19 protein-coding genes and 2 pseudogenes are annotated in these 26,279 nt (G+C 56.1%); 15 read left to right on the forward strand and 6 right to left on the reverse strand.

Annotation, left to right across the window (positions count from 1 at the left end):
* Nucleotides 1-5: 5 nt before the first annotated feature.
* Nucleotides 6-1,694 (reverse strand): TnsD family Tn7-like transposition protein, encoded by a 1,689-nt coding sequence (locus tag IFT47_RS11105; protein WP_342345392.1) that lies wholly within the window; start codon nt 1,692-1,694, stop codon nt 6-8.
* 620 nt (nt 1,695-2,314) lie between these two features.
* Here IFT47_RS11105 and IFT47_RS11110 point away from each other — a divergent pair.
* From IFT47_RS11110 to IFT47_RS11120, 3 genes are read left to right on the forward strand one after another with little or no spacing between them, the layout of a single operon-like run.
* Entirely contained in the window at nt 2,315-3,277 is a 963-nt protein-coding gene (locus tag IFT47_RS11110; RefSeq protein WP_244656045.1) for a hypothetical protein, read from the forward strand.
* The gene (locus tag IFT47_RS27600; protein WP_244656046.1) at nt 3,274-5,283 is read left to right on the forward strand and encodes a transposase; all 2,010 of its coding nucleotides are present in this window, start codon (nt 3,274-3,276) and stop codon (nt 5,281-5,283) included. Before IFT47_RS11110 ends, IFT47_RS27600 begins: the two co-directional genes overlap by 4 nt.
* The gene (locus tag IFT47_RS11120) at nt 5,280-6,629 is read left to right on the forward strand and encodes a transposase (RefSeq protein WP_244656047.1); all 1,350 of its coding nucleotides are present in this window, start codon (nt 5,280-5,282) and stop codon (nt 6,627-6,629) included. The genes IFT47_RS27600 and IFT47_RS11120 overlap by 4 nt, the downstream gene beginning before the upstream one ends.
* Before the next feature lie 433 nt (nt 6,630-7,062).
* Here the strand turns inward: IFT47_RS11120 and IFT47_RS11125 are convergent, their stop codons facing one another.
* The 3 genes from IFT47_RS11125 to IFT47_RS11135 all read right to left on the reverse strand — a co-directional run bounded on the left by IFT47_RS11125 (nt 7,063) and on the right by IFT47_RS11135 (nt 10,576).
* The gene (locus IFT47_RS11125) at nt 7,063-8,325 is read right to left on the reverse strand and encodes a hypothetical protein (RefSeq protein WP_192174496.1); all 1,263 of its coding nucleotides are present in this window, start codon (nt 8,323-8,325) and stop codon (nt 7,063-7,065) included.
* Between the two features lie 22 nt (nt 8,326-8,347).
* Nucleotides 8,348-9,490, reverse strand: a complete 1,143-nt coding sequence (locus IFT47_RS11130; protein ID WP_192174497.1) for a hypothetical protein — start codon at nt 9,488-9,490, stop codon at nt 8,348-8,350.
* Between the two features lie 99 nt (nt 9,491-9,589).
* On the reverse strand, nt 9,590-10,576 hold the full coding sequence (locus IFT47_RS11135; RefSeq protein WP_192174498.1) for a hypothetical protein: 987 nt from the start codon (nt 10,574-10,576) through the stop codon (nt 9,590-9,592).
* A 553-nt stretch (nt 10,577-11,129) separates the two neighbouring features.
* On the opposite strand from IFT47_RS11135, the pseudogene IFT47_RS28110 reads away from it, so the two are divergent.
* The 3 genes and pseudogenes from IFT47_RS28110 to IFT47_RS11145 form a co-directional block, all read left to right on the forward strand.
* Nucleotides 11,130-11,906 (forward strand): annotated as a pseudogene (locus IFT47_RS28110) (PAS domain-containing protein); the annotation flags it as partial.
* 108 nt (nt 11,907-12,014) lie between these two features.
* Nucleotides 12,015-12,446, forward strand: a pseudogene (locus IFT47_RS28115) (methyl-accepting chemotaxis protein); the annotation flags it as partial.
* A gap of 243 nt (nt 12,447-12,689) precedes the next feature.
* The gene (locus IFT47_RS11145; protein ID WP_192174500.1) at nt 12,690-13,592 is read left to right on the forward strand and encodes a HipA domain-containing protein; all 903 of its coding nucleotides are present in this window, start codon (nt 12,690-12,692) and stop codon (nt 13,590-13,592) included.
* A 24-nt stretch (nt 13,593-13,616) separates the two neighbouring features.
* On the opposite strand, the gene IFT47_RS11150 is transcribed toward IFT47_RS11145, so the two are convergent.
* Nucleotides 13,617-14,549 (reverse strand): LysR substrate-binding domain-containing protein, encoded by a 933-nt coding sequence (locus tag IFT47_RS11150; protein ID WP_274598134.1) that lies wholly within the window; start codon nt 14,547-14,549, stop codon nt 13,617-13,619.
* Between the two features lie 178 nt (nt 14,550-14,727).
* Entirely contained in the window at nt 14,728-15,651 is a 924-nt protein-coding gene (locus IFT47_RS11155) for a DMT family transporter (RefSeq protein ID WP_192174564.1), read from the reverse strand.
* A 156-nt stretch (nt 15,652-15,807) separates the two neighbouring features.
* Between IFT47_RS11155 and gcvA the strand changes: the two genes are divergently transcribed.
* The 9 genes from gcvA to IFT47_RS11195 all read left to right on the forward strand — a co-directional run bounded on the left by gcvA (nt 15,808) and on the right by IFT47_RS11195 (nt 26,268).
* Nucleotides 15,808-16,716 (forward strand): transcriptional regulator GcvA, encoded by a 909-nt coding sequence (gene gcvA / locus IFT47_RS11160; RefSeq protein WP_192174502.1) that lies wholly within the window; start codon nt 15,808-15,810, stop codon nt 16,714-16,716.
* Nucleotides 16,717-17,005: 289 nt separating this feature from the next.
* Complete coding sequence (locus IFT47_RS11165; RefSeq protein ID WP_192174503.1) at nt 17,006-17,449, forward strand: cupin domain-containing protein; 444 nt, start codon at nt 17,006-17,008, stop codon at nt 17,447-17,449.
* Nucleotides 17,449-18,957, forward strand: a complete 1,509-nt coding sequence (locus IFT47_RS11170) for a methionine--tRNA ligase (protein WP_192174504.1) — start codon at nt 17,449-17,451, stop codon at nt 18,955-18,957. The genes IFT47_RS11165 and IFT47_RS11170 overlap by 1 nt, the downstream gene beginning before the upstream one ends.
* A 20-nt stretch (nt 18,958-18,977) precedes the next feature.
* Nucleotides 18,978-20,102 carry an NAD(P)/FAD-dependent oxidoreductase gene (locus tag IFT47_RS11175; RefSeq protein ID WP_192174505.1) on the forward strand — a complete coding sequence of 375 codons (1,125 nt, stop codon included), beginning with the start codon at nt 18,978-18,980 and terminating at the stop codon, nt 20,100-20,102.
* Nucleotides 20,099-21,046 (forward strand): ABC transporter substrate-binding protein, encoded by a 948-nt coding sequence (locus tag IFT47_RS11180; RefSeq protein ID WP_192174506.1) that lies wholly within the window; start codon nt 20,099-20,101, stop codon nt 21,044-21,046. Before IFT47_RS11175 ends, IFT47_RS11180 begins: the two co-directional genes overlap by 4 nt.
* A gap of 54 nt (nt 21,047-21,100) precedes the next feature.
* Nucleotides 21,101-22,459, forward strand: a complete 1,359-nt coding sequence (locus tag IFT47_RS11185) for a SidA/IucD/PvdA family monooxygenase (protein WP_192174507.1) — start codon at nt 21,101-21,103, stop codon at nt 22,457-22,459.
* Nucleotides 22,456-23,475, forward strand: coding sequence for a 2,3-diaminopropionate biosynthesis protein SbnA (gene sbnA, locus IFT47_RS27955; protein ID WP_336620209.1), 1,020 nt, complete (start codon nt 22,456-22,458; stop codon nt 23,473-23,475). The genes IFT47_RS11185 and sbnA overlap by 4 nt, the downstream gene beginning before the upstream one ends.
* Complete coding sequence (sbnB, locus tag IFT47_RS27960; protein WP_342345393.1) at nt 23,468-24,475, forward strand: 2,3-diaminopropionate biosynthesis protein SbnB; 1,008 nt, start codon at nt 23,468-23,470, stop codon at nt 24,473-24,475. The genes sbnA and sbnB overlap by 8 nt, the downstream gene beginning before the upstream one ends.
* Nucleotides 24,466-26,268: an FAD/NAD(P)-binding protein gene (locus tag IFT47_RS11195; protein ID WP_192174508.1), complete on the forward strand. Its 1,803-nt coding sequence runs from the start codon at nt 24,466-24,468 to the stop codon at nt 26,266-26,268. Before sbnB ends, IFT47_RS11195 begins: the two co-directional genes overlap by 10 nt.
* The last annotated feature ends 11 nt before the right edge of the window (nt 26,269-26,279 follow it).

Genomic DNA, 26,279 nt, shown 5'->3' on the forward strand with positions numbered 1-26,279 from the left:
ATCGTCTAACCCCGTCCGGATTCATCAGCAACCGAGGCAATGGAGGGCTGCGGTGAGGCTCTATAAGTGACATGTCCCAGTAATGCTCGCGTCTTGGCGTAGCGAGTCCGCTTCGCGAGCGCACGAGACAGCGAAGGTATCAGTCTATGGAGATCCTGCTTTAAGACCGTGAGATTCCCGAGCTCGCCGTATTCCGCCCTAAGCCTAGATATGACTAACTCGTAGAGATCATTATCACGGCCATCCCAATCCACGGCTGAGTTATTGCCGGTGCGGCCAGTTGGCATCCTCTTGGTCTGGCTGTTCAGCCAGCGCCGATCGTTTCGATACAGCCATGCATAGTGGCTTGGTATCAGTAGGCGGACTTGGCTTGGACTTGCGCCGATGTTTATTCTCACAGCGTCCAGCCATGCTGACCGATAAAGTAGTAGATTCTGCGCGTACTGTTTACCTTGCCACAAAACCTGTAAGCCTGGCTCTGATCGCAGGATACGATTCAAGGTACAGACTGAAATGGAAAACGTTTTACATATGTCTTTTTTGTGCCGCCCCGCTTGAAGCTGGACGATAATCATAGTTCGGATATCAGGTTTGAGTTTTTTTGGTTTGCTCACAGCCGGGTGATTGCTTGAAGCAGGCCTCACGGTTAACGTCAGGGCGGAGTCGATGGCCAGTACTGATGTTATCTCACGAACTTTTTCAATCAAGACGCACGATAGAGTGTAGTTATAAATAAAGGTTTGAAAGTCACCGAAAAGCCAGTGTATAAATGTTAGATGCTTCAGGGGGTGACAGTGGCCACGGGGCTTTCGAGTCATCTGCGTTATGAAGTCGTTAGCTCCTTTTTTAGTCGTAGGAAGGCAGTTGAACGGAGAATGCAGTTGTAGTCCAGAAACATGCGCAACCAGAGAAGATGCAGCATCCCACCCCTCCGGACTTGAAGCTTGCACGAAGTCGATACGTCGTTTGTAGAGTGCGCAGATCAGATGCGGGTCGAAGTGAACCGAGCTCTCAACCGCCGCTAATTCCAAGATCATACCCCCCATCGACGCAAGCAAGGGGCTATGGGTCAGCTTTTGTTGTCTTGGTGCGAGATATTTCTCACTCGGGAGAGCCCACTTGAATCGTCCTGACCATTGGCGATTTAGTGTGCACTCGATCAGCGGTGCGCCATGCCGTTTGCATAGCAGTACACCCGGAAATTGATGAGCGCGATGCCAATAGGCTGTCCCAAAGTCAGCCTGATCTTCGGCAATGCACCGGCTGCACGCCTTTAGCGGATGCTCAGCTCCAAATTTTCCAGTCAGTAATCCTAATTGGTACTTCAACGATCCTATCGACGGCCCTTTCATCAATTTCTTCGCCGCTTCGACTCGCTCTGGTGCCTGGAATGGACCAAAAAGAGGAAAAATTGTGTGTTTCTCAATGATCCAGTCCGCATCCCCCCAGCACGATACTATTTTCGGATCTAAAGCTTCCAAATTACTTGGAAAGTCGTGGATAACCGCTCGCTGTTTATCTTCATACAGCCACGCAAGGGTGCTGATTACGTCTAAGTGTCCGAGAATCACGTGCTGCCTGCTGCAGATGCTGAAAAAGGTCTCATCATCGAGCCAGCGAACGATAGGGACAGTCTTCGAACTCCGTGAGGTAGACATGCTACCAGCCTCCCTCCCTCGGCAACGCATCTGCATAATCGAAGGTCTAAATATCTAGTTTCGAGATATGGATTAGTGCAGAGCCCGCGTCCAATCACACCCAGCCTTGGTGAAATATATTTCGTTTTAGCAGATGGGCGCAGACCAAGGTTTTGCTGTAACTAATGAGTACGGTACCCAAAGCAGCGGCGATCGATTCCTTCACAGAAAATTGTGTAAAACAGTCGATAAAAATGCTCTGTTTATAGTAACTTCGCAAGCCCCCGCGGTGTATATTTTGTCGTTCGCCAGTCACATAAAACCTATGTGATCCAGCGGTGACGACAATAGACCGCAGACCACCAGTTTCCTTACAGACGGGCCTGACTATGACGTAAAGAAAAATTTTGCAATGGAAAGCCAGGTAAAGAAACAGGGGTCAAGTGCGACCTTGACCCCTGTGGATAAGTCAGTTTTAGACGTTCTGACCATTCCATTCTCTATCTCCACCTGTGGGACGTCAAGTCCCGCACGGCTTCGTTCATCCACAAGAAACTCCGTGTTATCCACACAGAGCGAGTCTGCCTTCGCCTGATTATTAAGGGCGTCACGTAAGTCATTGAGTTTTATCCCCAAGTTGGATGGGCTCGTGGCTGACCTGAGAATGGAATGCTGATATGACACCATTATTGAGACACAACAGAATTATGCGGCGTCAAGGCCAATTTGAATGGGGACAGCAGTATCTCCCCTCTACCATGGCTCTACCCCGCGAAGCTCCCAAATGCTCGCGCATAAGCAGGCTAAATAGCCGGAAGCTTGGCCGCTCGATACACGCGCTATCGAGCCCGGAAAAGGTGTTCACCCAACTGGCGCTATACCATCCTCGATTGATTGATTTGCATGAGCAGAAAATGCTGTGGCCTACGAAGTCGAGCCATCCACTACGTGGCCACCCCCTGACAAAGGGGTTACCCCTTCCGTCTGTCTCGGGAACAGTGGAGGTTGCAAGAGAGCTCGGGTTCAAGCACTACGAAGTCTGCATCGACCTGCCCGACGGGCGCCGAGCCATGATCCCGTCCCCTTACCAAGGCGACTTGCTGCTTTATATGTTGGGCGAGAGCGGCCTGCCGTATGCCGTCAACTGGACGGTGAAGGACCGAAAGGAAGCCTTTGGAGAAAGGAGATTCTCTAGCGCTAAAACTCCGGTCCAGCAAAATAAAGACCGGGACCATGCGCGCCTCCGTACCGAGCTGGAAATGGGTTACTACGCCAGCGCGGGCATACGGACCGTGCAAGTGTCTCTAGACGCAGTCGAGCCTACAGTGATTGCAAACCTAGACCTGTTGTTCGGGACGCATCAGCTTCCGCTGACGCTCAATCGGACCCTACTCGAAGATTTCAGTGCTGCCGTTTTGGAGGCCGTCAAAGGAGGCGAACCCGTGGCGTTTGTGGCGATAAGGCACGCCAAACTGTGGGGACACCGCGACCAGTTCATTGCAAAAATTTACCAGGACATCTGGGACCGCAAGCTGGTGGTAAATTTTCTTCAACCCATTCTTATCGATCGTCCTCTGTCGACAGAGGGTGGTGATCTCCTTGAAGTGTTTAGCGAGCTATTTCAGGAGACAGCATTATGATGGCCGGTTCGAGGATTATTGCGCCAGAGGGATTTCAGTGCTTGGCGAAAGGAACAACCTATCACTTTCTGCGTAGTGACGGCGCTACCAACCGGGTACGCATGATCGAGTTTTTCGAGGGTTTTAGAGAGCTCAAATCCCAGCTTTTGACGGTTTCAAGAGTGGAGTTTGAATACGCCTTGGAAGCCGGCCTGGTGCTGGAAGACGGTACGGGTAATACGTCTCCCCCTTGGCTTCAGCCAGTTGAGCGTCTCACCATCGCACACCGGGAAAGCCTGCGTGTGTCGACCAAGGAAAGCTACGATCAGAAGGTTAATCGCCGCTTTGCCGCAATATCGGATCTCGTTGTCCGGCTTCAAGAGATTCTGGCCAGCGATAACCCGGACGCAATCATTAACGCTCATGCCAAGGCTCAAAGGCCTCAACAAAACGCCTCGCGTCTGCGGCTCTGGTTTTACACATACATCATGTTTGGTCACAACAAATGGGCTTTGATGCCGCCGCTGCACAGGATAGGTAGTTGGGATCGTAATAACCCCTCGTACGTACGCCGGCTGGGACGGCCTTCTCCCAACGGGAAGGAGTGGGGGTACCGATCAGATGGGGAAATGAGAGAGAAAATCAATAAGGGATATCTTGCCTTCCGGTCTCCCTATAAAACCGCAGGCGTAATTTATGCCGAAACTTTGACAAAAGTTTTCGGCTGCGTCGCGGTGAAAAAGGGAGAAAGGTTCGAGTTCATCCACCCTAAAGGTGCTCCCTTCCCAACATATGCTCAGGCCAGGTACCAGGTCAAGCGAGCGTATAGCTCGAAAGAAAGGTCCGAAGCTGTTAGGGGCAAGCAAAAAACTCGAGCTATCTCCGGATCTAGCGGAAGTTTTGCTGATCGCCTGCTTAACGTGAATCAGCTCGTGGAATTCGATGGCTACTACATTACCGAAAAACTTTCCGGCGTTTCTGAAAATAGCGCGGTTGATAGCTTTTGCGTCGTGCGTGCTGTTTGTGGACTCTCTGGGCTCATTGTCGGTATTGGCTTTGCTGACGGTAAAGAAAAAATGGACGCATATAAAATGTGTCTGCTGTCGATGGCATCAAATAAGGTCAAATATTGTGAGCTCTTCGGTGTGCCAATCGAGCCAAGTGAATGGCCTAGCCAAGGGCTAGCGCCTGGCGTCGTTTTTGACCGCGGACCTGGAGCTACCTTCGACGTAGAGTCCGCAATTACATGGCTAGGCACGTTCGAAAATACCCCTGTATTCTCCGGACAGTCTAAGGCAACTGTTGAGTCCTCTCATCGACGTGTTAAAAAAACGCTGGACCAGCCCACTTTCCTTCATAGCAAGCTGAATTTTGTGGAGATGGCTAAGTGGGAGATCCTTCAGGTGCTCAAGGATAACCTGTTATCTGACGCCAGTCGTCGGCTGGACGATGAGCTGGTTCTGGCCAGGGTTAAGCCAACGCCGCTTGCGATTTTCAACTACTGGGACAGCCGAGGTCGGAACTCCGCTCATGGTATGCAGTTTGAGGCCGCTATCAAAGAGTTCTTAGTTGAGCGCCCAGCTGCCATCCGTAGCGACGCGGTTTATTTCTTCGGTCGAAAATACAGCTCCCCGTCCCTGATCGCCACAGGAGTATTTGATCGTGTTGCCAAAAACGGAGTGATTTCAACAATGGTCCATATCTTGACGATGTGCGTCAGGCACATCTGGATAGAGGTATACGGCGAACTCCATGAGCTTGATTTTGTTCAATCACAGCGAACCCTTGAGGGCTTAATCGATATTTCACTTAGTGATTTGCAGATGATCTATCAAATAAGACGTGAAGGCGTCGCCGCTCTTCGCGACGAGACCCCCGCTGGCATAGAACATTTCCGGGCCAGATGCAAACTGATAACGGGACTAGACCCGTTTGCCGGTCGTCGACAAACGGGTCGTCCTCCGAAAAACGCGTCATATAAGCAGGACCAAGACGATTTCAATCGCATTATAGGTAAGGTCGGATGAGCAAGGTGATTGATGGCTGGTTCAGTGAATCTCTGGGCGTGGAGGAGATCCGCTCCAGAATTACTGTGAGGCCTGAGCCAGTACCCGATCTCAGCGTCCGCGATACCATGATTGCCTCTGAGCAACTGGAAACTGGACTCGCGCAAATATTCATTCCCAACGAATTCTCGCTGGCGTTCATTGAGGAGATGGTTGGCAGGGCATCGATGCACAGTCAGCGGCTATTTACGAATGAAGCGAGCTACGTGTCGGGGATTTTCAATCCGCCTGAGATTGAAGTCGCTCCAATTTGTCTCTCGGGGCTGGCTGGGGTAGGGAAAAGCCAAACCATTGCCGCAGTGCTCAAGCTGCTGCCGCCGCCCACCGAATTTTCGTGCAGCCTGTATGAGCATCCTGTGACTTTAGTATCACACTGGTTTGCGAGCGCGAGGGGCAAAGCAAGTGGCAAGGCCCTGCTCGAAGACTTTGTATTCGGAGATGCCAAACCTTCCGGTAGAACAACGATTGCTCAGTTGCTACAGGAATCCCGTCGGCGGGCCAACAGAGACGGTGTTTCTCTCGCGGTTTTAGAGGAGATGCAGCACACCAGCACTGGCTCTGGTGCCGCTAATGTGACCGATATCCTGCTGACCATGACAGGTGTTGGTCCCCCCATGATTTATGTGTGTAACTACAGCCTGGGCCACAAGCTGTTTGGTCGAAACAGCGAAGACAAGCAGCGCCTGCTCGCTAATCCCCGCGTCATGCTGCCAGACGACCCTGGCAGCTCAGATTGGCTAAACTACGTGGCAGAGTGCGTGCGGGTGAGCAACGGCGCCATCAAAGCAGACCTGAGTGAACTTGCTGCTGAGTTGTACCGATGCACTTATGGGCTCAAACGGCTGGTTGTGCAGCTTCTAAAGCGTGCGTATGTCGAGTGTCGCGATGCAGGCCGACAGTGCGTGACCTTGCTCGATATCACTGCAGCCTATCGCTCCACTGCTTACACCGCAAACGCACGTGATGTAGAGACGTTACAACACCTAGCGCTAAGTGGGCGGCCGAAAAAAGCAGATATGCATCTGGTATGCCCTTTCGACTTGCCCGCGGCAATGAAGTCAAATGTCGTGAAATTTGCGCGTGATGAGCGACACCAGCGTGTCATCGCCAAGGTCTTTGGGTCAGCCCTGACCGAAAACGAGCGAGCAGCTAAAAAGCACTTGGAGACTCTGGTTTTACAGAGTCCGCCGGCTCCCAAGACACGTCGTCGGGCCCCGGTTACTAAGTTAACTGAAGAAGAGCAGGGAAAAGCTTTCCTTGACTACATGGATACCCTCGCTGCTCCCAAACCTAAAAGGCCGATCTGACGATGTAGAGAGATAGCGCAACACTCAACAGGATCGTTACGAGCCCCCACCCCGTCGGATCCCGACGTTTCTCTTTAAAAACGTAGCTGCTCCGGCGGTTAGGTCAGCTGGTTCTGGCCTCGCGCCCTTTAGCAGTCGAGGCCTATCACCTTGGAGTTTGCGCAGTTTCGATCGTGTCCTGAGAATTGGTGAGAATCGCTCCTGGTACGCAGTACAGATTCAGGAATCCATTTGACTCTTGGAGGGTAAGCTCGAATACAACCGCCCAAAAGGTTTCCTGAGCCGGGAACTCGTTGTATTCCTCCTTGAAGAGATTGTCGGTGAGTTAACTGGGCTGAACGCCACGGGTGACACGAGGAGTCAAGGGTATGATTACAAACCGATTGTTCGAGTGTTGGCACGCGAGCGGCAATTTGAGCAGAACACACTTCTACTATTCCCATTGTTCCCCAGAGTTCGAGTGATGTGCCGCAGCCTCCAACATCGCGGTCATGGTCGTCTGGTGTAATGCGAGAGCTACACGACCATTTACCTCCAAAATGCTAGCGCTGGGTGGCTCTGTTGCCGGCGAGTTCACGGTTTTCACAATAGCGACGCCGCCGGAGTAGACAACCAGCCTAACGCGAGGTACCTCCACTGGTTTACCAAATAAGCGCTTGGCTAATTCCGGAGATACGCTTGAGGATAAGTGTCGAGCTGTGGCATTCATCTCAATACCAGCGCTGTTGAAAACGGACTGTATCAAGGCACCGACGGTTTTCTTCGGAACAATTGTCATCCACTCGGTTAATTCGATCTCCATGGGGATTTCGCAAGGTTCGAGGCCCAAGTTGAAGATTGACAAATAATAGTCTTGTGACGGTAGCGTCGAATCAATTACTCGTACGTTGATGTTTTCCATTTGTTCGCAGAAGTAGATTCGCGTGATCACTAATTTCTTGGCCTCGCGCACTGCTACATGGATGTCTACCCTCGATCTAAAGGGCTTGATTCCTTGGGGCAGCACTTGGTACCACTCGTAGAATCCACCGCAGCCAACGCTGATTGGTGAATTCACCATCAGCCCATTCCGATGGTCACTTTCTCGATAGAGCATTTCACAGGAAATGCTCTCAGCCAGATATTCTGTTGAACTCGAAGGATCAGATAAAGGAGTCGTAGCCCTAAGACAGAGTCTTTGATCTGCTGCCTCAATAATCTCTGCGATAAGATTAGCCCCGGTGCCTGCAGCATAGCAGACACCAAAGTTTTGGGTGTCAATACGTTTAACCGTGTTGTGGATGTACGATCTAAAATCGCCGGTCGCGTCGATCAGTATTCCAATTAACGAAAACTCTCTAGCTCTCGGTGATAGTTCTAAGACTCGGCTAATGAGCTCCTCATCTACTCGTGCTAGCTCATCGTATTGATACTTATTGCGGAACGCTTCGGAGAGATCGTTGATGAAGTGGATAGCCGGTGTACACATTCCCGCGAACGCAATTACTCCAGATTTGTTGGGAAGTACGAATGTTTTCCGAGTGAGCCGCGATATATGCCAGCGACCGTCACCTTCGCCCCATTCTGACTGGACGTCACCAAGTGCAGGCAGCCATATTTTCTTGATTGCTCTGGGATCCTGACCGTTTGCAGTTAGCAGAGTATCCGCAACGACGTGTGGGTCTATCTGTGCATTCAAAAGCGCGATGGCAGTCATATCAAGACCTCTATTTAGAAAGCTATTTATGAAGTCTGCTCAAATGATTCTGGATCAAGCACGGAACATGAGCTACTGAGGTGTCAGGCTTGAGAGATGAGCGCATCCGCGCCTGAGCACTGCCGAGATAGTCAGGGGTAAAGCTCAGAACCTTGAACGGCCCCATGCTTTCGCAATATCTACAAGCGTTCGTGTCCGCTTCGCTAATTAGATAGCAGCGTTGGCACTCGGCCCCGACTCCGCCCCACGACTCAATAGCCCTGCGAATGGTCGCAATGATTGCTTCTGCACGCTGGTTACTTTGATGCTTCAGCAACTCGCGCCTGTCCCTTTCCGTGAGCGCCTCCGGTGATTTTTGCTGCGCTTCAAAAGCAGCCATTCGGGCCGCCGTGCTGGCAATACGCAAAGTTTCATTGCGGGCTTGGATCATTTCAAACTCAGTATCCTTTCGCTCACGCTCCAGTCGGCGCTGCTCAAGCGCCGCTAGCTTCTGCCTCTTCTCAAGCTCATTGAGTTGTTCAATTTCAGCCTGAATGGTTTGCCTGGTGAGCTCGACTATCATCGTGCCGCGCACCGTATGCAGCCATCGGCGAACATTCGAATCAAAGAGCACCACTTGGCGAAAAGCCTCTTTGTCGAGAATGGTTTCTAGCCTAAGGTGCTGGAGATCCAGCGCTATGACGGACATACCAAGCGCTAGCAAGGTGGACTCTTTTTGATGATCTTGCCGTTTGGCCGCCCGGACATAAACCAGGAGCTGATGCTTTCCGGCAGTAAGCACCACGTCAGCGGTTACACCGGACAGCTTCACGCCAGCGTAAGCGCACTGAGCTTGTAGCAATGAAGCCTCAAAACTGACCGATTTCCGGATGACAAAACCATTCATCGTTTTCGCGGAAATCGCCTGCGTGAACGGAGGCAACCGCAGCTGTCGTTCCGCCACAATTAGTTCAATGGCTCTGCGTCTTACGCCAGCCGCATGACCACCCTCGCAGGCGCTCTGCTGGTGGCGAAAATAGGGAAGCACTTTAGTACCCTGATTCGCCGCCACCAAAGCCCGATGGCATTCAGGGCATGTGCACTCACACGCCAGCCCATTAGGAACTTCGTCAGCTTGGAGTAGCTGCCCGTCACGCTCGCCAAAGGGGATCCTGTTGCCAGACATCCACGATTATCCTTGTTCGCAGCCTGCAATTATGGTCGCAATTGAACCGTGAAATGGGACGATGCCCGTCCAATGTCAGCACCCACGTCCTGATGTTTATCATTGTTGAATACGTAGTCCGGTTGCATCGTGTTTGCGCTTCAGAGCTACATCAATATCTACAACAAACCTCTCGGGCGTCATTGCGAGAGTATCCCCCGTCAACCTGTGCACAGCGATCACAGTCTCCGCCCGAACGGACTGATTGCTGGTGAGCTGAACTGCACGTACCAAATTGGATGGTTCGACAAAATCGCTCATCATTTTCGATAGCGCTCCGAGCTCTCGCTCCAGGCTCGTGATAGCTGCCACATTATTGAGAGTGGCCTCGGCATGATCGATTTCAGCGTTAGTCAGTTGGTCTTTGGCTGGGATCAGTTCGAGCTGTTTACGGTAATCCGATATCCGCCCGGCATACGTCTGATGGTCCCACTCAAGCCATGCTCCCAAACCGGTGAGCTTGCCGTAGGAGCTCGGGTACCAACTTTTCTCGACAACCTTCCGCCCGTTCTCGGTGCCTGTCTTGGTTATCTGATATTCCCAGACCACTTCCAGCCTGTTCGTCTTCCAGCGGTCGATTAGTTTTTGCCAGATCTGTCGAGGGAATGTGTTGTACAGCTCGGCGATTCGAGCTTGCATATCCCGGTGCTGCAGGTGAAGGGCTTTGCCTTGCTCTATATAGGATTGCCTTTTCTTGAGCAGCGATTCCACCCTCCGACGGCGAATTGATTGACGCCGGTTTGCATCAAGCTGCTTGAAGCCTGCTCTGACCGATTCATCATCTAGGCTGAGGTACTTGTGAGCACAGCAATTGCCAATCAGAACCACTGAACCATCGGTACAACTGACGACGTAACCTTTTTGGTGCGGCTGGGCACATCGCTTACCTAGCTTTTCATACTGGCAGCTTGCTTCCGATTGGTAGAGTTTGTAAGGCCACACCCCGTGGCTGAAATTCTCTTTCTTCAGCAGCAGATCAAGGGCGATCTGGAAGTGACCTTGGATGTCAGCGAAGGTCTTGAACTCCATAATGTCGGTCGATGGCATCAATGGCTCCAATCTGGTTAAAAACGGGAGAAGATGGGGCGTGAAGGTCTATCTGTACGGATAAACAGTATAATGCGTACAGACCGCCGATGGAAGGCTACGTGCCATCACTCCGTGTTAGGTGAGAGCCCCGAGTGAGAAGAGTCCGGTTCGGTAGAAAAGCGAAGAAGGTCGGTTGGCGGAGACCGGTTAGCTCCTTGACCTGTGGGTCTAACCGGATGGTAGGCCGCGCCGCATCTGGCTGAGACAGCTTTAATTCTCTAGAGGATTCGGCCAGAGCGGCATTTGGGGAGGTTGCGACAGTTTTGCGATTTTTCACAACTGAGCTACAGGCCGCGGTAAACGGGGCCCACCTGCGACAGCTTTAATTCTCACACTTCAGCGCTGGTTCTTAGGGAATCAGCGCAGTCGCAGATTGTTAATGTGTAGGCAAAGGAGGGCCTCCACGTTGGACCGAATGCTTGATCTGCACCGGCCATCAGGCTGCTGGCCATGCTTCTCAAGGTTTCGCTCGCCGCGTCGATAGCTTCTCAAGTCAATGCGAGCGGCCTCCATGTTCAATACCCGGTTAAAAGATAAAATCCAGCAATTGGAAAAACGGCTGGGGGCTCTTGAGCAGGTCAAGGCGACGCTGGATCTCGAAACCGTGTCGGTCACCCTGGACGCGGCAGGCGTCATCCTTGAGGTGAATGCTCTGTTTGAAACAGAGCTGGGATTCACCCAGGCTGAGTTGTCTGGTCGTGCCCTCCGTGAATTCAGTCCTTCAGAGCTGAGCGGAGACGTACATCAGCGCCGCGCTCTTGATGCCGTTGCCCAAGGCAAGCATTACAGCGGCACGTTGCGTCTGTGCAGCCGTGAAGGTCGACACGTCTGGCTACGGGCAATGGTCATACCCTTCGCAGGTGACAGCGGGCGGGTCGAACGCATCGTTTTGTATTCAAGCGTGCTGACGAGGACCATTGAGGCCTCCAGGGAGAATGAAGCGCTGGTGGGGGCTCTGATGCGCTCCACTGCCGTCATCGAGTTTTCCCTGGATGGGTTAGTGCTGGCAGCCAATCAGAATTTTCTGGACGCTATGGGCTATACGCTTCCCCAAATCCTGGGCAAGCACCACCGAATCTTTTGCATGCCATCCGACGCTCAGTCGGAAGAATATGATCGGTTTTGGCAGACCCTTAGACAGGCATCCTATGTCGCGGGAAGGTTTTGCCGAGTGGATAAACATGGCAACGAGGTATGGTTGGAGGCTTCCTACAATCCAATCGTGGATGCCAATGGCAAGCTGTACAAGATTGCCAAAATAGCCACCGTTATCACCGACCAGGTCACCCGCGAGCGCGCTGTATCCGAAGCAGCCGGCATGGCCCACGGCACGTCGGTTCGAACCAATGCCAGCGCACAGCAAGGCCGCGAAGTCATTCAGAACACCGTGACGACCCTCAATACACTGTCGGCGTTGATGGAAGATGCTGCCCATGGCATTGAAGCACTGGATGCCCAGAGCCAGGAAATCGGCACCATCGTCAAAACCATCGGCAGCATCGCGGACCAGACCAATCTGTTGGCCTTGAACGCAGCGATCGAAGCCGCACGTGCCGGGGAACAGGGCCGCGGTTTTGCGGTGGTCGCCGACGAGGTCAGAAACCTGGCCCTTCGAACCACTAAGGCGACGGCGGAGATCTTCGAGGTCGTGAAAAACAATCAGGTTCTGGCGTCCAGCGCTGTGACCATGATCGGAAAAAGCAGGCAGCAGGCCGGGGCGGCGCTGGATTTCGCCAGTGAGGCGGACGAGGTGATCAAGGACATTCAACAAGGTGCCAACAGTGTTGTGGTCGCCGTTGAGCAGTTCTCGGGTCAGGCCGGGCAATAATGATTGCTGCAATGCTTCACGTCTGCACCTCTCAGTGACCCCAAGGTAAAGCGCGATCCAGGTGATCCTTATGCTCGATGCTCTCAAGCAGTCCATAAACGATCTGCATAAGATCGACCGGCCCAGGCTTGAAGATGAGTGTGACTCGCTATTCAGCCGGATCGAGCAGGCACGAACAGAAGGCACTGTGACTGGCGAGCAGGCCACACAGCTGTTCTATGATGTCCGGAACGAACGTTCAAGGTGCTTTCGCAGCGCAGGCCAGCGGCGGATCGCAGATTCCCCAAGCCGACGGAAAATCGAACTATACCCACGCTCAAAGGTCTGGCGAAATTCATTGAAGCCTGTGAAGCGGTTTACGACAGGCAGCTGGATGCCGAATCGCTCGTAACGCTAAACATAAGGCAGCAGCGTTCGTCCCTCGGTGGAGCCAGGCCCAAGCGAACGCTGCAAGACAAAGGCATGTTGATCCTGGCCAAGCCCCGTGACCGGTTTGATGAGTATGATTTCCCCTCCATCGAATTTGCCTGCATGACCTTCGCCGCTTCCAAGGGCATGCACGTCGCAAACACCAGGTTGTACGCTGGGCAACCCTCTACCTTGTTGGTCGAACGCTTTGACCGTACTTCTATTGCGGACGGCGCCCATCGCATTCCAATGCTGAGCGCACTCACTTTGCTCGATTCAGACTGGAACGAACCGCACCACCGCGACTGGCGGTATGCATCGGTGGCAGACGAGATGCGACGCAGAGGAGTCCCGGACGAGGACCTGCAAGAGCTGTTCAAACGCATGTGCTACAACGCATTGGCCGGTAACAGCGACGGCCACCCACGCAATCACGCGATTATTTGGCGGGAAGGAGGATGGCGACTCTCGCCTATGTACGATGTCTTGCCGATGCTCGACGAGGGGCCGGCGAAGACGTTGGCCATGGCTGTCGGGCGCGATGGAAGCGCAATCAACCGAACCAATATGCTCAGCCATCACGCCCATTTCGCTTTATCCCGTGTGCAAGCGGAGCAAGTGCTGAATGAGGTGGCGAGTTGGGAAGATGAGCTCAAAGCTCATTACGGCAAATGGCTAAGGGGCACAGATCTGCACATGGCATGCGACGCCGTCAGCTCAACACGTATGACCCAGTGAAACCCACCCGCCGAGCTTCGTGAATCAAGCCACCTGGCGCGCGCTTTCAATCTCCCGGGCATGCCCCTTCGCTGTCTTGCCCGCCTGCTGCACAGCCCATTTCATGAACTCAGCAATCGCCCATTCTTCCCGCCGCTCTTTCGCGCAATAGACGAAATAGTCGAACTTGAGCTCCGCCGTGGCATTGGTCACCTGCACCAGCCGTTTGCTTTGCAGGGCCTCGGACGCGAAGACGCTGTTGACCAGCGCGATGCCCTGGCCGGCGCAGGCCGCACTGATCAATAGGGACTCGTCGCCATAACTGGAGCCCTGAATCATCTTGCGGTTGCTCATGCCGAAGGCGTTCATCCAGACCTTCCAGTAGTTGCGCTCGGTGTCCTGCAGCAGCGGGAAGGTCAGGCAATCCTGCGGGCTCTCGATATTGCGCTGGGTGCTGAGCAGATGCGGGCTGCACACGGGGATCAAGTAGGACGACCACAAGTGCGTGGCGTGGTTTTCACAACTGGCGGCCATCTCGCGCTGGATGCAGATATCCACATGGCCGTGCTTGAGCTCCGACAGACCGTTACAAATCTGAATCGAGATTTCGACGTTGGGGCAACGCTCCTTGAAACCACCCAGTGCCGGGATCAGCCACGAACTTGCGATGGTGGACGTCGTGCTGATCACCAAGCGCGTCTGACGTGGCGCCTTGAGTGCAGCGCGCGACCAGGCTTTTTCGATGACGTCAAAGGTGCCGGCGAGCTCGTCGAACAGGCTGCGTCCGGAAGGGGTGAGCTGGATGCCCTTGGCGTCTCGCTCGAACAGCCGCCTGCCGATCTGGTCTTCCAGCCCTTTGATCTGCTGGCTGATGGCGGCCGGTGAGACACACAGCTGGTCCGCTGCACGTTTCATGCTCCCGGCCTTGCACACCTCAACGAACGTGCGGAGGGCTATCAACGGGATCGCTCTGCTCATCCTGCATACCTCGCCATGAGAGTGCTGCCAGTGCGCCAGGTGACGGAAAAGCGTGTTGGAGTTGCCATCGGATGAATCCCCAAAGCGTTCTTATCACCCGAGCTTGGATATTTCAGGCACAGCCGGGCCCTGCCGGGTATTTACCCGGCGCCGAAAACAGTTGTGGATAACGTTGCTGTCAGGTTGTGGCGGCGCGGTCTTGAGGAACAGGTGCCGGCTTCGGCTTGCTCTGGCTCAACACGAACCAGACCGCCAGGCAGATGAGACCACCGCCGTAAAGGTGTCCGGCGGAGACCTTTTCACCGAGGAACATCACGCCCCAAAGGACGCCAAATGGCGGAATCAGGAAAGTGACGGTCAGCGAGCGGACCGGGCCGATATCGGCGATCAGGCGGAAGTACAAAATGTAAGCGCAGGCCGTGCACACGAAACCGACGGCCGCCAGGGACAGCCACACGGTTGAGTCGCCCCAGGTGGCCGGCGGGTTGACGGTCGCGGAGACAGCGAAGAAGGGCAGCAGAAACAGCGTCGCGCCAATCTGGCTGCCGAACGCCACGAGTTTCGCGTCCAGGCCTCCCCGGTCGCCGATCCACTGACGGGTCAGGAATCCTGCGGCGCCGTAGCAACTGGTCGCGACCAGGCAAGCAATTGCGCCCATGACCACCGACGTGGTGAAAGTCACCGGGCCTGTCGTGGTCAGCAACGTTATCCCCAGCAAACCGAGAAATACGCCAACCGCTTTTTTGGGTGTCAGCGAATCATTGAAAAACACTGAGCCTATCAACACGCCCATCAAGGGTGTCGTCGCATTCAAGATGGCAGAATAACCTGCGGGTAATAGCAAGGCCGCCATGCTGTACATCAAAAACGGAATGCCAGAATTGATGATGCCCAGGATCAAGGTGGATTTGAACTTGCCGTTGAACTCATGCCGGGTTCTTAAAATGGCCAGAATCACCATCAACCCAATGGCGCCGAGCAACACGCGGAAGAAAGCGGTCGGCAACGCGCCCAATACGGGGGCAGCAACGCGCATGAACAGAAAACTGGCTCCCCAGATGGCAGCCAGAACAATCAGTCGAACATAGTCGGAGACTTTCATTGCGCTTCCTTTCTTGATCCGTATCGCCGATCCGCTGACCGAAAAGTTGTTGATTGACGCTCGTCGAGTCAGGGTGTGATGATTTGAGCAGTGTCTGGGGTGGTGCTCAAGCGAGCTTTTCTTAAGCACATTAGATTTTCTTAACCGAGGTCAGGCATGAAATTCCCGCCCCTGCACGCGCTGTTGTGTTTCGAAGCGACGGGGCGCCACGCCAGCATGAAAGGCGCGGCAGGTGAGCTGTTCGTAACCCCTGCGGCCATTAGCCAACAGATCGCCAAGCTCGAAAAAGCCGTGGGCGTCACGCTGTTCATCCGCAACACCAAGCGCCTGGAGCTGACTGCCGAGGGCAAGATCTACCTGCGGGCCATTCGCCCCGCGCTCGGGCAGATATCCGACGCCACCCAGCGTCTGATGAGCGACAACGGCCCCAATACAATCACTGTGAGCTGCACCAGCGGATTTGCGATGCAATGGCTGCTGCCCCGCCTGCCTGATTTCCAGGCCATCTGCCCCGGCATCGAGGTGCTGATCAGCACCACCAACCGGCTGGTCGATTTGCTCGGCGACGGTGTCGACTTCGCCGTGCGCCACGGCCTCGGGCGTTACCCCGGTCTGGAAGTGGAGATGCTGATCAACGACCGACTGCAGCCTGTCTGCAGCCCCTCTCTGCTGCCGGATTCCCGGTATCTTTCCTCGCCCATTGACCTGAAAAGCTACAACCTCTTGCACGACGAACACCGCGAGGACTGGGCGTTGTGGCTCCGTGCAGTGGGTATCGAAGACGGCGAGGCGGCCGTACACAAAGGTTCGGTGTTCGTGGATTCCAACGGCGTCATCGAGGCAGCGCTGGCGGGAATGGGCATTGCGCTGGTGCGCCGTTCGCTGATTCGGGAAGAGCTGGCGTCTGGTCGTTTGGTCGTGCCGTTTCGCGCGACGATCGACACGCCCATCGCCTATTACCTGGTGTATGACGAGACGGCCATTCTTCCCAAATCCAGCAAACTATTTCGGGACTGGCTGCTGTCCCAGGCCAACGCCAGTCAGCGTGAATTCACCACGCGATAGTTCGCGCTCACGTATACCCGCCCCCCGCGTTGGTTAGTTATCAAGGCAGTTAAGTCCTGCTTCAGTGTCCACGGGTGATACACCCACGCCTTTAAAACCAGTCAACTCGCTGATTATCAAGACAATTAAGCCAAGACCCGTTAAGTCAAACTTAACCGCTGATTGCGGATTTCTAGTTTGCCCCGTCGCGCGCTTTTCTTCAGTTTGTCCCTTAACTGGCACGTGCCCGTCAGCTCAGTCTGGCGCCGATAAAACAGCGAGCAGGATGCTCTGGCTGAAGGAAACCCTCATGACTGATTTCGATATTTTTCGCCCGATGGCGTGGGACAAACTGGTTCATGAATATGATTTGGATGGCGCGAGGTTACTGCCGTGGAACGGCTATCCGACGCCCATTGGTGGTGGCTGGTGCGTCGTGCGCCCGCACACCAAATCCTTGTCGCATACGCAGATAGACCAGGAATTCTTTATCGGCATCAAAGGCACCGCCCAGTTGATTGTGGGGGATCAGACGTACCCGTTCACCATGGGTGACATCGCCGCCATTCCCAAACACACCGATCACTATGTGTTCAACGACACCGACGAAGACTTCCACTTCTACGTCGTGTGGTGGGACCGTGACTCCGCCAACCGCTTCCTCGATGAAGATGCCCAGCAGGCGATGGCTGCCAATGAGTTCGCCCTGCACAAAGCGACCATTCATGACGTGTCCGATCAGAGGGCGTCGTGATGGGCAAGTTACTCGTCACGATCACGCCGCCGACGCCAAATGGTGATTTGCATATTGGTCATATGGCGGGGCCTTTTCTCGCGGCAGATATCTACACCCGTGCCCAACGTCAACGCGGCCACGATTGCACCCTCGTTTCATACTCCGATGACTATCAGTCCTACATGTTGCGTCGAGGTATCGAACTGGACCGTGCGCCTCAAGCGCTGGCGCTGGAAAACACTGACAAAATCAACGACACGCTGAAGAAGATGGGCATCCAGGTGGACTTCTGGATGCGCCCGGATCGCAACAGTTACTTCAAGAACGCCGTCGAGGAGATGTACGAGTACGCGGTGAAGGCGGGGGCCATTTACAAAAAGGTCAGCCAGGAACCGTACTGCGAACACTGTGACAAGTGGGGTTACGAAGCATTTGGCCGGGGTAACTGCGATCACTGTGGCTCGGACTCGGATGCCAGCCAGTGCGAAGAGTGCGCGCACACGCCCAATGCCTCGAAGATGAGTAACTTCCGCTGCAAGTTATGTGCGACGCCCATGATCTGGCGTCCCATTGAGCGTGAATTTCTGGCGCTGTCGAATTTTCGCAACCACCTCAAAAGCACGTTCGAACATGCGCCGCTGCGGCCTTTCATCCGCCGTTTCCTGGAGGAGGAATTCGAAATCGGTCCGGTGGACTGGGGCATCACCCGGCCTCACGACGGCGGGCTGGATCTCAAGCCGGATGGCAGCCGGCGCATACATACCTGGGTCATGGGCCTGTCCGGTTACCTGGCGGCCTTTCGCGAATACCTGAACGAACACAAGCTTGCGCCGTGGGAGTACGACGAATACTGCCGCTCCGGCAAAGGCCGCCTGGTGCACTTTCTGGGTTATGACTGCGCCTTCAGCCACATGATGGTTTACCCCTCGCTGCTGCAGACCATGCACGGCTATCGCATGCGCCAGACCTTCTACACCAACCAGTTCCTGACCTTGAACGGCAAGAACCTTTCCACCAGCCGCAACTATGCGATCTGGGCGCGAGACTTGGTGGCAGACGCCTGTACCGACAGCGCGCGCTTCTATCTGGCGCTGATCGCGCCGGAGCAGGACACCGATGACTTCGATGTCGAGAAGTTCTCCGCCTGGCGTGAGCAAACCTTCAACGAGGTGCTGGTCAAGCTGGCCGCCCAGGCCGAGCGCGAGCGGGTGGACGGCGACAGCCTGAAAGTCAGTGCGGCGGACGCGGCGGCCCTCAAGATTTTGGTAGCGCGCTGGTTCGAAGTGACATCGGTGGATCACTTCAGCATGAAGGGGCTCGCGGTGCTGCTGTCGGACATCATCAACGCCGCCCGTGATCGTCAGACCCTCGGCAAGCGGATTCTGCCGTACATGGCGCTGATCGGTGCCATCGGCGCGCCGGTGTTCCCGGACCTGGCGAAACAGATCCTGCGCTATTGCCGCTTCACTGAAAACGAAGTCCTGCAGCAGCTGGTGTATGTCAGTGCGGTCGAGTACGAAATCTGACCGAGAGGCGCGCGACGACGATGAAAACTTCATTTGATGTGATCGTGATCGGAGCCGGCATCATGGGCGCTTCGATTGCAGCGGCGCTGGTCGAAAGCGGCCTCGATGTCGCGCTGATGGAGAAAGGCATCGCTGGCGCCCAGGGCGCAACGCGGGACACCGGCGGCATTGTTCGCGGTCTGGAGCTGGACGCCGCACTGCGTCCGTTGACCCGGCGCGTATCACTTCACGGAAATCCCGGCATCGTCCACGCCCTCTACGAGAGCGCACTGAATCGCAGTGGCGTCGCTTACATCGCCAGCGCCGAGGTGTGTGGGCAATACCTGGAAGCGGTGGACAGCGAAGGGTCCGAGAGCATTGAGTTGCACGCTTGCGTCGACGCTTTGGATAACGGGCGTTTCTCGTCATTTTGTGTCGGCGAATGCCTGCTTATCGAACGCAGTGGCGGCACGGTGGATGCCCGCGTCACGGTGTCGAATCTGTGCCGCTACGTCAGTGAAAAAGCGACGTACCTCGATCACCTGGCTGTCGACCGCTGCGTCGAACTGGACGGCTATGTTCAGGTTCATGCTGGCAAGCTGTGCCTGGAAGCGACCTGGGTCGTCGATGCCTGTGGCGCCAGTGGCCCGTTGCCCCGGCCGCACAACGCCGTGCACGCGCGGACGATTCCATTCACGCGCTTCGGCTGCGATCAGGCCCCGAGCATGCCGATCATTGCTCACCATCTGAATACCTACCTGCTGCCGCTGGGACGCAATCTCGTCCAAGTGGGCGGCCAGCGGCGCCAGCGTGCAGAACATGCGGACCAACTGAACATGTCGCCGCTGGATAACGAGCTGGACGTCCTGGACCGCGTCTCTCGTCTGGGCTACGACCGGCACCACAGTTTGCCGGTGGTCACACAGGTCGGCTGGGACGCGTACACCGAAGACGGCCGCCCGCTGATCGGCCGTTCCAGCGCCAACAGCCATGTGTTTCTCGCCACCGGGTTTTGTGGCATCGGTTTCAAGATGGCACCCAATGTTGCCGAGCTGCTGGCGTTCGAGCTGAGCGGATTGATGTCCGGCGTGTCGATGGATGCGGCTTATAGATCGGTCATGGAAGCGTTCCGCCCTTCGCGGTTTGCCGAGGTCGCCTTGTCATGATGCGCCTGGGTATCTGCGCGGCACTCGACGTCGGCACCACACTGCACGCGCGTGGTTTCTTGCGCAGCGTGTACCTGTCCAGCCATCTGTTTCCCCACGTGCGCCGCGCGCGACATTTCTACTTTGATGACGGCGCGAGCGCAGCGGGCGGCCGTGCGGCGGCGAGGCATTTCATCGACGCGAAAGTGGATGCTGTGATTGGTCACTTCGCTTCGGACTCCGCTGCAGCAGCAGTGGAAAGTTATGCACAGGCGGGGATTCCGCTGATCCTGCCCGCGTCTACCTGCGCAGCCTTGACCCGCGCTGGAGAAACCACGTTCCGCATTTGTGCGTCTGACCGACTCCTTGCCACGCGGTTGATCGAGTTTGCCGAATCTGAAGGCTTGAGCCGGCTCGCTTTGTTCACTGACCCGAGCCTGCACGGGCGCCAGCAGATGCAGGAGCTGCATGCAGCCGCGCAGTTATCCACCGTCGAGCTGGTAGACGATGTGAATAACGCCGACGCTCTGGTGTTTTGCGGACGTTTGAGAGCCAGCCGCCAGTTCCTTGTGGATAACCGCGCTGCTGGCTGTGAATTGCCGATCTTCTTCACCGACGACGCCGCATCTCCTGCGCTGGTGGAAGGGATGGCGCAAACCGGCACGGTGTATGTCATCAGCTTCCCCATCGCGGGAGATCTGGCTGAGGCGCAGTCGTTCGATGCGACTTATCAACAGATCTACGCCGAACAGGCGCCGGTTTACGCCGTCGAGACGCTTGCGGCATTTGCTCTGGTCGACCGAGCCGCCGCTGATCAGCGCGGACTGCTTGATGCGCTGCGCTTCGATCAATTTGCCACCCCTGCCGGCCCTGTCAGTTTCAGCGACGGGGAGAACGATCACGCCCGGGTTTCGCTGTGGGTCTACACCGACGAGCACGTCCACGAGCGACGTCTGCTGTGTTGAAGGGGCCTGCCCAAAAGCTCGCCACATCTTTTGCAACTTTCAGGAAGAATGACCATGACTCAGTATGAAATCGAAGGTGTGCGTGAAACGCTTGACGTCGTTTCGATCGGGTTCGGCCCGGCCGGTATCGCACTGGCCTGTGCGCTGGAAGATGACGCGGAAGACAACGGCAAAAAGCCTTTCCAGCGCGTGCGGTTCTTCGAAAAAGGGCGTGATTCGACCTGGCATGGTGCGTTTCTGCTGGCGGGCACCGACATCAACCACCATGTGTTTCGAGACCTGGTGACGCCGCGCAATCCGCGCAGTCGGTTCTCCTTCGCCATGTACCTGAAGGAGAAGGGTCGTCTGCACACGTTCGGCCTGCTTGGGCGTCCGGCCAGCCGGGTGGAATGGTCCGACTACATCGCCTGGGTCGCTGCGCAACTCAAGGATTACGTGGCCTACGACGAAGGCGTGCTCGACGTATTTCCGGTGGCGGAAAAGGGCATCCTGAAGGGTGTTGATGTCGTCACGGCCAAGGGCACTTATCGCACCAAACGGCTTGTGCTTTCCCACGGCAGCCTGCCCCGGATACCGGAGGCGTTCAGCCCGCATCTCGGCGGCCGTGTCTTCCACACATCCCAGTATCTGAAAAACATCCACCTCGGTGGCGGTCCTATCGCGCAGCGCTGGCTGGTGCTGGGCTCGGGTCAAAGCGCGGGGGAGGCGGTCACCCACCTGCTCGGTGCAGCGCCCACCACGCAAGTGCATTCGGTGCACCGCGGCGTGGGTTTCAAAGTGGGACAGCTCGGGCAGTTTCCCAATATGGCCTTCTTGCCGGAGCACATCGACTATTTCCACGACCTTGAGCCCGGCAGACGCAATCGGGTATTCGAAGAGATCCGGTCGACCAATTACGCAGGCATCGACGTCGACGAGAGTCAGGCGCTTTACTCCTTCCTGTACGAAGGCGAGGTCACCGGCCACCGACGTCTGAACCTGCATGCCTGGTCCGAAGTGGCCTCGGTGGAACAAGTGGGCGATGCCTATTCGGTGGTGCTGCGTGACAGCAATACCGGTGTTGAAACCGTGCTGTATGTCGACGGGATTGTCTTGGGTACGGGGTATGAGCAGCTCGCAGTGCCGCCTCTGCTGACCCTGCTGCAACCCTGGCTGGTTCGCGACGAGGACGGCACCCTTGCGGTCGACCGGCATTACCGCGTCGCCCTGCAGCACAGCGAGGGCGTGCAGATTTTAGCGAACGGCACGTCGGAAAAGACCCATGGCATCAGCGACGCTCAGTCGTTTTCCATGGTCGCCCTACGTGCGCAGCACCTGACCGATGCGTTGCTGGCGACCCAGCCCCGGCAGCGCGCGCCGGTGGTGACCATGCCGAGCTACACCCGGCCCGCACGCGTCGAGGCACGGCCATGAATTTTATCTCCCACATCGTCGGCGATTCGAACTTCGTTAGGGTAAAAGGCCTGGGTTTTGAAAACCTGCATTTGAAGCTTGAGTCATGCAACCCTGCGGGCTCGATCAAGATGAAGACCGCCATAGGCTTGATCGACTCCTATGCCGAACGCCGACTTATCCACAAGGACACCGTGCTGATCGAGTCCTCGTCCGGGAACCTCGGCGTGGCGTTGGCGATGATCTGCGCCGAGCGCGGTTACAAGTTCTGCTGCGTCGTCGACCCCAACACCAACCTGCACAACATCAAGATGATGGAAGCCTTTGGCGCACAGATCGTCATCGTCACCGAGCGCGATGATAACGACGGTTATCTGGGCACGCGCATTCGTTACATCCGTGATGCCGTGGCCCGCGATCCCCGTCATCTGTGGCTCAACCAGTACAGCAACCCGGCCAACGCGCGTACCCATGAACACACCACGGCGCGTTCGATTCATATTGCGTTTCCGGCGCTGGACTACCTGGTCGTCGGCGCCGGCACCACCGGCACCTTGATGGGCTGCGTGCAGTACTTCCGCAAGCATTCGCCGCGCACCAAGATCATCGCGGTAGACAGCGCGGGTTCGGTGACTTTCGGTCAGGCACCCGGCCCGCGCTTCATTCCGGGACTTGGCTCCAGCCAGATGCCGCCGATATTCCGCGCCCATCACTTGCACAAGCAGCAAGTGGTGGATGAGCGCGCCACGGTGGCCATGTGTCGCTGGCTGGCGAAATCCAATGGCGTCCTGGCCGGCGGCTCCACCGGGACCGTGGTGGCCGGGTTGGCCTCGCCCTCGCTGGGGATTCCCAAAGACGCCGTTGTCGTGGCGATCTCCCCGGACGCCGGCGAGCGTTACCTGGAAACCATCTACAACGATGAGTGGGTCATGCAGAAGTTCGGCCGCGCCGAGCTGACTGCGCTCAGCTCGCAACCGATCACCCGGTATCTGAAGCAGTACGTCCACACGTTCGAGGGAGAAGCGCTGAATGTCTGACTTTCACGTGATCCCCGGCGCAGTCATCAAAGACATCCTCGACAGCCACGCCCACGACATGGTGCGGCGCATCGAGCAGGTGTATCTGCAGCACCACAACGGCCAGACGCTCAACCCGGACAGCTACTTTCTGCGTTTCCCTCAACAGCCTGCCAACCGGATCATCGCCCTGCCGGCGGCGCTGGACGGAGAGGACGCCGTGGCGGGAATCAAGTGGATCTCCAGCTTTCCCGGCAATGTCGCGCAGCAGAAGCCGAGGGCGTCGGCCGTGGTCATCCTCAACGACCGCGAAACCGGCTATCCCTATGCCTGCCTGGAAGGCGCGCAGATCAGCGCGGTGCGAACGGCCGCCTCGGCGGTGTCAGGCGCTTACTGGCTCAATGGTCAGTCACGTAAGGCTGCGTCGGTAGGATTTATCGGCGCAGGGGTCATTGCCCGCAACATCGCGGGCATGCTCAGCGTCGAAGGGTGGGGCATCGGTCACGCCGTTGTGCATGATTTCGATGCGGCATCGGCGGACGCTCTGACTGGCTTTATCGAACGTAACGACTTATGCACAGCCCGGACTGGGTCATTGGAGCAAGCGCTGGCGGCAGATCTGGTGATCTTCGCCACCACGGCCGGCGAGCCGTACGTCAAACCACCCACGACGTTTCGCGCCGGGCAGGTCGTGCTGAACATTTCGTTGCGGGATATCGCGCCGCAGTTGCTGCTGGAGGCCAACAACCTGTGCGACGACATCGAGCACTGCATGAAGGCCAACACATCGCCGCATCTGGCCGAGCAATTGACCGGCAGTCGCGCTTTTATGAACGGCACGCTGGCCGGCCTCATCCGTGGCGAGGTCGAGCTTGATCCTGCGAAGCCCTCGATCTTCTCGCCATTCGGCCTGGGCGTGTTGGACCTGGCCCTAAGCAAATTCATCGTCGACACCGCACTGGCAGAATCCCGTGGCATCGCCATTGACTCGTTCTTCGGAGAAACCCTGAGATGGAACTGAGCGCAGCGCTGGCCGGCGAAAAGTTATCCCCAACCTTGGACAAACCCGTCGTCAGGATCGGCATCGTCGGTTGTGGCTCACGCGGGCTGACAGTGCTGGAGCGTATCTGTGCGCTGGCGATTAACACGGCTCGGCGCATCGAGGTAAACGTATTTGATCCCCAGCCTCCGGGGCCAGGTTTGCATGCCGTCGACCAGCCTGAATACCTGATGCTCAACACCGTTGCCTCGCAGATTTCGATGTTTCCAGACACGGCGGCCCTCAATGGGCATACGGGACGACAAGGGCCGAATTTTTACGAATGGTGCCTGCGTCATAAACCTGAAGAACGCAGCGTACAGCCCAATGAGTTCCTGCCGCGCCGCTGGCTAGGAGAGTATCTGGCGTGGACTTACGAGGAGGTCATTCGCAGTCTGCCGGGGAACGTGCGCGTCATTCATCATCCACACGCTGTGGATAACATTGAGCACACCGACATGGGCCAATTTGTTCTGTCCACAGCCGAGGTCAAGTGTTCTGTGGATTGGCTGGCAATCACAGTGGGTCATGCGCGGCGGTTGCAGCAAGATGATAAGGAACTGCCCGGAGCGTTCGCAAAAGACGCACACCTTGATTCGCGCGGTTTCAAGTTATCCACAGAAGCGGTTGGCATCGAGGGATTAGGCCTGGCCGCCATGGACGTCGTTGCCGATCTGACGGTTGGTCGCGGGGGGCAATTTCGAGAAGGAGCGGAAGGCTTGCATTACGAGCCCAGTGGACGGGAGCCGCGAATCTACATGTTCTCGCGCAGCGGTCTGCCGTACCGCACACGGCCGGACATCGTGCCTCATCGGACCTCGAATGCGGCGCTGATTTTTACATTGTCGGCTATCGCTAATCTGCGAACGGAAAACCCTGCCGGATTGGATTTCGAGCTGCAGGTCCTGCCGTTGATAAAAGCTGAAATGCTCGCGGAATACTTCGGGATGATCGCTTCCCAAAAAGGCGAATCGGCAGTGAGGATCAAAGCGGAAGTTGCGCGCGCGTATCACTCAGGCCGGCTTGAAGCCGTGTCGGCAGAAATGGCATCCCGTTTTGATGCGCCTCCGCTGGACGAGGCTGTGTATAACCCACGCGTGTCGACCATTGAATCTGCGGATTATCCCCAGGCCATGCGCGCTTTTATCGAGCGCGATATCGGGCAGAGCTGTTCAGGACTTGATGCAAGCCCCATCAAAGCCGCGATCGAAGTGTGGAGAAGTTGCCGTGAGCAGCTGCGTCGGGTTGTGGATAACCGAGGACTTAAAGCGGCTTCAAAAATTGTCTTCTTTGGAGAGTACGCACCCCACGTCAATCGAATGGTGGCCGGGCCGCAGAAGGAACGTCATCAGGAGCTGCTGGCCTTGGCCGACGCGGGAGTTGTCCACTGGGTGCGGCATTCTCAAGTTATCCACAGTGCAGACGGGGTAGGGCCCAAGGTGGTTCTCGCGGGCAATCTGTCGGTGCCCTTGCATTGTATTATTAGGGCCCACGTTAGCACCGCCTGTGACAAATCGTCGCTGCCAAAGATCATTCGCTCGTTAAAGAGCATTGGAATTATCCACAGCCTGACCGAAGATGGAGAGGGCGTGCTCGTCGACAGTGAAGGCAAAGCACAACCGAATCTGTGGATAACCGGCCCTCATGTTGAAGGCTCCACTTATTACAACCACTACATCCCGTCTTCGGGCAGCTATTCCCGTGCCTTCGTCGACGCCGACCGAATCGCCCGCGAGATGTTGGGGTTGAATGTTGAGGTCAAATCGACGGTTTAGAGGCTATCTTC

The organism is Pseudomonas sp. CFBP 13711 (genome assembly GCF_014842265.1).
Classification (GTDB): domain Bacteria; phylum Pseudomonadota; class Gammaproteobacteria; order Pseudomonadales; family Pseudomonadaceae; genus Aquipseudomonas.

Excerpts from the sequence above, each read along its gene's own strand:
- IFT47_RS11195 (WP_192174508.1), top strand. The coding sequence starts at position 24,466 with ATGGAACTGAGCGCAGCGCTGGCCGGCGAAAAGTTATCCCCAACCTTG.
- sbnA (WP_336620209.1), top strand. The coding sequence starts at position 22,456 with ATGAATTTTATCTCCCACATCGTCGGCGATTCGAACTTCGTTAGGGTA.
- IFT47_RS11175 (WP_192174505.1), top strand. The coding sequence starts at position 18,978 with ATGAAAACTTCATTTGATGTGATCGTGATCGGAGCCGGCATCATGGGC.
- IFT47_RS11185 (WP_192174507.1), top strand. The coding sequence starts at position 21,101 with ATGACTCAGTATGAAATCGAAGGTGTGCGTGAAACGCTTGACGTCGTT.
- IFT47_RS11125 (WP_192174496.1), bottom strand. The coding sequence starts at position 8,325 with ATGACTGCCATCGCGCTTTTGAATGCACAGATAGACCCACACGTCGTT.
- IFT47_RS27600 (WP_244656046.1), top strand. The coding sequence starts at position 3,274 with ATGATGGCCGGTTCGAGGATTATTGCGCCAGAGGGATTTCAGTGCTTG.
- IFT47_RS11110 (WP_244656045.1), top strand. The coding sequence starts at position 2,315 with ATGACACCATTATTGAGACACAACAGAATTATGCGGCGTCAAGGCCAA.
- IFT47_RS11165 (WP_192174503.1), top strand. The coding sequence starts at position 17,006 with ATGACTGATTTCGATATTTTTCGCCCGATGGCGTGGGACAAACTGGTT.
- gcvA (WP_192174502.1), top strand. The coding sequence starts at position 15,808 with ATGAAATTCCCGCCCCTGCACGCGCTGTTGTGTTTCGAAGCGACGGGG.
- IFT47_RS11150 (WP_274598134.1), bottom strand. The coding sequence starts at position 14,549 with ATGAGCAGAGCGATCCCGTTGATAGCCCTCCGCACGTTCGTTGAGGTG.
- IFT47_RS11180 (WP_192174506.1), top strand. The coding sequence starts at position 20,099 with ATGATGCGCCTGGGTATCTGCGCGGCACTCGACGTCGGCACCACACTG.
- IFT47_RS11170 (WP_192174504.1), top strand. The coding sequence starts at position 17,449 with ATGGGCAAGTTACTCGTCACGATCACGCCGCCGACGCCAAATGGTGAT.
- IFT47_RS11105 (WP_342345392.1), bottom strand. The coding sequence starts at position 1,694 with ATGCAGATGCGTTGCCGAGGGAGGGAGGCTGGTAGCATGTCTACCTCA.
- IFT47_RS11120 (WP_244656047.1), top strand. The coding sequence starts at position 5,280 with ATGAGCAAGGTGATTGATGGCTGGTTCAGTGAATCTCTGGGCGTGGAG.
- IFT47_RS11155 (WP_192174564.1), bottom strand. The coding sequence starts at position 15,651 with ATGAAAGTCTCCGACTATGTTCGACTGATTGTTCTGGCTGCCATCTGG.
- IFT47_RS11130 (WP_192174497.1), bottom strand. The coding sequence starts at position 9,490 with ATGTCTGGCAACAGGATCCCCTTTGGCGAGCGTGACGGGCAGCTACTC.
- sbnB (WP_342345393.1), top strand. The coding sequence starts at position 23,468 with ATGTCTGACTTTCACGTGATCCCCGGCGCAGTCATCAAAGACATCCTC.
- IFT47_RS11135 (WP_192174498.1), bottom strand. The coding sequence starts at position 10,576 with ATGCCATCGACCGACATTATGGAGTTCAAGACCTTCGCTGACATCCAA.